The sequence below is a fragment of the Nonomuraea sp. NPDC049480 genome (assembly GCF_044465905.1).
In the GTDB taxonomy this organism is placed as follows: domain Bacteria; phylum Actinomycetota; class Actinomycetes; order Streptosporangiales; family Streptosporangiaceae; genus Nonomuraea.
The window spans coordinates 1-5,851 of record NZ_JBITMD010000069.1 but is presented as its reverse complement, the minus strand read 5'-3'; the positions used below and the strand labels follow the sequence as shown (position 1 = coordinate 5,851).

Below are 5,851 nucleotides of genomic sequence, written 5' to 3'. Positions count from 1 at the left end.
ACCCGAGATCGGCTCAGCCAACCCCGCCAGCAACTCCTCCCGATCACCACCCACCACCACCGCACGATGATCAAACACCGACCGGCCCTTCACCAGCGACCAACCCACATCGGCAGAATCCTGCTCAGGATGCGCCCGCACCCACTCCGCCAACCGCCTGGCCTGCGCCGCAACGCCCTCACGCGTCTTGGCCGACAGCACCCACGGCACCACCGGCAACCCCTGGCCGGGCTCATCCTCCTGCGACGGAGCCTCTTCCAGCACCACATGCGCGTTCGTCCCGCTCATGCCGAAGGACGACACGCCGGCCCGGCGCGGTTCGGTGTCCGCGGGCCAGGGGCGGGGCTCGGTCAGGAGCTCCACCGCGCCCGCCGACCAGTCCACGTGCGGGCTGCGCTCGTCGGCGTGCAGGGTGGCGGGCAGGACGCCGTGGCGCATGGCCATCACCATCTTGATGATCCCGGCCACCCCGGCCGCCGCCTGCGCGTGACCGATGTTCGACTTCACCGAGCCGAGCCAGAGCGGCCGGTCCTCGGACCGGTCCTGACCGTAGGTGGCGATGATCGCCTGGGCCTCGATCGGGTCACCCAGCGGCGTCCCCGTGCCGTGCGCCTCCACGGCGTCGACCTGGACGGGGGCGAGCCTGGCGTCGGCGAGCGCCTGCCGGATCACCCGCTGCTGCGAAGGACCGTTGGGAGCCGTCAGCCCGTTGCTCGCCCCGTCCTGGTTGACCGCCGAGCCACGGACGACCGCCAGCACCGGGTGCCCGTTGCGGCGCGCGTCCGACAGCCGCTCCACCAGCAGGACGCCGGCGCCTTCCGCGAGTGCCATGCCGTCGGCCGCGGCGGAGAACGCCTTGGACCGCCCGTCCTTGGCGAGCGCGCGTATCCGGCTGAAGCCGATGAACCCGCCGGGCGTCGACAGGACGGCGACGGCCCCGGCCAGCGCCAGTGAGCAGTCGCCGTTCCGCAGTGCCCGCACGGCCAGGTGCAGCGCGACCAGGGAGGACGAGCAGGCCGTGTCAATCGTGACGGCGGGACCCTCCAGCCCCAGCGTGTACGAGATGCGCCCGGACACCACGCTGGTGGCGACGCCGGTCATCAGGTATCCCTGCAGCTCCGGCGGCGCCTGCGTCATCATCGTGAGGAATTCGGGGCTGTTGGCGCCCACGAACACCCCGGTACGGCTGCCGTGCAGCGCCGCCGGGTCGATGCCGGCCCGCTCGATGGCCTCCCACGACGTCTCCAGCAGCAGCCGCTGCTGCGGGTCCATGGCCGTGGCCTCGCGCGGCGAGATCCCGAAGAACGACGCGTCGAATTCCGTGGCGTTCCCCATGAACCCGCCCTCCCTGACATAGGAGGTGCCGAAGGCGTCGGGGTCGGGGTTGTACACGGACTCCAGATCCCAGCCGCGGTCGTCCGGGAGCCCGGAGATCGCATCGGTCCGGCCGGAGACGACCCGCCACATGTCCTCGGGGCTGTCGATGTCCCCGGGGTAGCGGCACCCGATGCCGATGATGGCGATCGGCTCGTGGTCCTTGTCCTCGGCCGCCTGCAGCCGCTTCTTGCTGTCGTGGAGCTCGGTCGTCACGCGCTTCAGGTATTCGACGAGCTGCTCTTCTGTCGCCATGTGTGTTGCCTTCCTAGCCGTCGGTGACGCCTGCTCAGGAGAGTCCGAACTCGTTGTCGATGAAACTGATGATCTCGTCGGCGGTGGCCGCTTGGAGCTGGCCGGCCACGTTGCCGGCGGCGGGATCGGGCTCGTGGTGCCGTTCTCTCCAGGAGAAGATCAGCCGTTCGAGCCGGGTGGTGATCTCCCCGGCGGTGTCGGTCTCCGCCGCCATGACGGCCAGCTGGGCCTCGATGCGGTCGAGCTCGGCCAGCAGCTGCTGCTCGGCGCTGTGCGCGGGCGGCGCCAGCTCTTCCAGCAGGTGCCCGGCCAGCGCGGCGGAGTTCGGGTAGTCGAAGATCAGCGACGCCGGCAGCCGCAGGCCGGTGACGGTCTTGAGCCGGTTACGCAGCTCCACGGCGGTCAGCGAGTCGAAGCCGATCTCCTTGAACGCCCGTGCGGGTTCGACCGCCTCGGGTGCCGCGAAGCCGAGCACTGCCGCCACGTGGCCGCGTACCAGGTCGAGCAGCATCGGCAGGCGCTCTGCCTCGGGCAGGGCGGCCAGCCGGTCGGTGAGGGAGTCGCCCTGCGGGGTCTCGGCCACCAGCACGCGGCGGGCGGAGATCCGTACCAGGCCGCGGAACAGCGGGTGGCCGAAGCCCTTCGCTGCGCCGGCACGCAAGGTGGCGAGATCGAGGTGGATCGGGACGAGCCCCGCCTCGTCCAGGTCGAGCGCCCGGTCGAACAGGGCGAGGCCCTCGTCGAGGGCGAGCGCGCCCATGCCGGAGCGGCTCAGCCTGCTCAGGTCGGCCTCGTCCAGGTGGCCGGTCATGCCGCTGCCGCTCTGCGGCGACCACAGGCCCCAGGCCAGGGAGGTGGCCGCCAGCCCGCGGGCGCGGCGGTGCGCGGCGAGCGCGTCGAGGAACGTGTTCGCCGCGGCGTAGTTGCCCTGCCCGGGGCTGCCGAGCACGCCCGCGGCGCCCGAGTACAGGACGAACTGCGCCAGATCGAGATCGGCGGTCAGCTCGTGCAGGTTGACCGCCGCGTCGACCTTGGGGCGCATGACGGCCTCGACGCGCTCCGGGGTGAGCGAGGAGATCATCCCGTCGTCGAGCACGCCTGCCGTGCTGATGACCCCGGTCAGCGGGTGCTCGGCGGGGATCCCGGAGAGCAGCCCGGCGAGGGCGTCGCGGTCGGCGGCGTCACAGGCGACGACCCGTACGGTGGCGCCCAGCCCGGTCAGCTCCTTCTCCAGCGCCGCCGCGCCGTCGGCGGCCGGGCCGCGCCGGCCGGCCAGGACCAGGTGCCGCACGCCGTGTTCGGTGATCAGTCGCCGGGCGGCGAGTGCGCCGAGCGCGCCGGTGCCGCCGGTGATGAGCACGGTGCCGTCGGGGTTCAGCGCAGGCGGCGCGGTCAGCACGACCTTGCCGATGTGGCGGGCCTGCGCGACGTGCCGGAACGCGTCGGGGGCGCGGCGGACGTCCCAGGTGCGGATCGGCGGCAGCCGGAGCGCGCCGCCGGCGAACAGGCCGACGATCTCGGCGAGGATCTCGCCCGTACGTGCGGGGTCGAGCTGGGTGAGGTCGAAGTTCCTGTACCGCACCGACGGCAGCTCGGCCGGGTCTCGTACGTCCGTCTTGCCCATCTCGATGAAGCGTCCGCCGGGCCGCAGCAGCCCCAGGGAGGCGTCCACGAACTCGCCGGCGAGGGAGTTGAGCACGACGTCGACGCCGCCGCTGAAGATCTGCGCGAACTCCAGCGTACGGGAGGAGGCGATGCGGTCGGCCGGCACGCCGAGCTCGCGTACCGCGTCCCATTTGCCCTCGCTGGCGGTGCCGTAGACCTCGGCGCCCAAGTGCTGCGCGAACTGCACGGCCGCCGTGCCGACCCCGCCCGCCGCGGCGTGCACCAGCAGCGATTCGCCGGCCTGGAGACCGGCCAGGTCGACCAGGGCGTGGTAGGCGGTGATGAAGGCGATCGGCACCGAGGCCGCCTCGGCGAACGACCAGCCGTCGGGGACGCGGGCGAGCATCCGGTGGTCGGCGACCGCCTGGCGGGCGAAGCCGTCGACGATGCCCATCACCCGGTCGCCCGGCGCGAACGCGGTGACGTCGTCCGCCACTTCGATGATCACGCCTGCGCCCTCGCCGCCCATCGGCGCGTCGCCCGGGTACATGTCCAGGGCGATCAGCACGTCGCGGAAGTTCAGCCCCATGGCTTCGGTCCTGATGCGGACCTGGCCGGGCGCGAGCGGCGCGGTGGCCGCGGGCAGCAGCGCGAGGTCGTCGAGGGTGCCGCGGCTGGTGACGTCCAGCCGCCAGTTCGCCGCCTCCGCGGGCGGGACCAGCGCCCCGCCGGCTCCCGGGCGGGCCAGGCGGGGTGTGTAGGCCGCGCCCTTCCGCATCGCGAGCTGGTTCTCTCCCGCCGCCAGCGCGGCGGGCAGCATGCGGTACGAGTCCGCGTCGCCGTCCACGTCGACGATGACGACCCGGTCGGGGGTCTCCGACTGCGCCGACCTGACCAGGCCCCAGATCGCGGCGTCGGCCAGGCCGGCCACCTCCTCGTCCGCCGTGGCCGCGACCGCGCCGTGGGTGAGGAGGACGAGCCTGGAGTGCGGGAAGTCCTCCTCGGCCTGCCAGATCTGCAGCAGCTCCAGCACACGGCAGGTCCGATCGCGGACCGCTGCGGCCACGTCGCCGTCCGACCGGCCCTCCAGCGGGACGACCACCCAGTCGGGCACGGATCGGGTGGCGAGAAGTTCGGCCAGGGTGTCGTGCGCCACGGCGTCGGTCCCGGCCGCGGCCGAGTCCGGCCAGGAGCCGATGACCGCCCACTGCTGCTCGTCGGCGGGGTCGCCGACGGGGACCGGGGCCCATTCGAGGGTGTAGAGCGAGTCGTCCGCCGCGGCGCGGGTCTCGGTGCCGAGGTCGGTGGGCAGCGGGCGCAGGATCAGCGAGCCCACGTCGGCGACGGGCACGCCGGTGGTGTCGGTCACGGCGAGCGTCACCTGGTCGGCGTCGCGGGACGTGAGGCGTACGCGGATCGCGGTCGCACCCGTCGCGTGCAGCCGCACGCCGGTCCAGGTGAACGGCATGCGCGGCCCGTCCTCGGCGGTGGCCGCGTTGAGCGCCATGGTGTGGAGCGCGGCGTCCAGCAGCGCGGGGTGCAGCCCGAATCCGCCGGTCTCGGTGCCCTCCGGCAGGGCGACCTCGGCGAACAGCTCCTCGTCGCGCCGCCACACGGCCTTCAGTCCCTGGAAGAGGGGGCCGTAGCCGAGCCCGGCCGCGCCGAGCCAGTCGTACAGGCCTTCGAGCGGGATCGGCTGGGCGCCCTCGGGCGGCCAGGCGACCGTCTCCTGCGTAGGCGGCGCCGTGGTGCCCGGGGCGAGCACGCCGATGGCGTGGCAGGTCCACGGGTCTTCGCAGCCCCCGCCGTCGGGGCGGGCGTGGACGGCGAGCTGGCGCCTGCCGTCCTCCTCCGGCGCGCCGACGGCCAGCTGGAGCTGGACCGCCCCGCGCTCGGGCAGGGTGAGCGGGGCTTGGAGGGTGAGCTCTTCCAGCAGGTCGCAGCCGGCCTCGTCGCCGGCTCTGACGGCCAGCTCGACGAAGGCCGTTCCCGGCAGGATCACCTGCCCGTTGACGGCGTGATCGGCCAACCACGGGTGCGTCTTCAGTGAGAGCCGTCCGGTCAGCAGCACGCCGTCGGCGTCGGCCAGCGGGACCGCCGCGCCGAGAAGGGGGTGTCCGGCCGCGCCGACCCCGGCGGCGCCGACGTCGCCCGCGCTCCCGCTGCGCTCCTCGAGCCAGAAGTGCTGGTGCTGGAAGGCGTAGGTGGGCAAGTCGACGATCACCGGGTCGGCGGTGGCCAGCGCCTGCGTCCAGTCGACGGCCACGCCGTGCGCCCACAGCTCGGCCGCGCTCGTCCACAACCGGCGCAGGCCGCCGTCGTCGCGGCGCAGCGTGCCGCAGGCCACCACCTCGTGACCGGCCTGCTCGGCCGTCTCCTGTACGGCCATGGTCAGCACGGGGTGCGCGCTGGCCTCCACGAACCACCCGTGGCCCTGCTCGATCAGCGCCCGCACGGCCGGCTCCAGCCACACTGTCCGCCGCAGGTTCTCGTACCAGTACGCGGCGCCGACTTCGGTACCCTCCAGCCAGGTCTCACGGACGGTCGAATACCACGGCACCTCGCACACGCGCGGGCTGATCGGAGCCAGCAGACTCGCGATCTCCTCCTCGATCGC

The 5,851-nt window shown here is 73.4% G+C and carries 2 protein-coding genes; both read right to left on the bottom strand.

What is annotated here, in order from left to right:
• Window positions 1-1,629: type I polyketide synthase (locus ACIBX3_RS61025; RefSeq protein WP_397129998.1), on the bottom strand; the 1,629-nt coding region annotated here is incomplete at its 3' end.
• Window positions 1,630-1,663: 34 nt separating this feature from the next.
• Window positions 1,664-5,851: SDR family NAD(P)-dependent oxidoreductase (locus tag ACIBX3_RS61020; RefSeq protein WP_397129997.1), on the bottom strand; the 4,188-nt coding region annotated here is incomplete at its 5' end.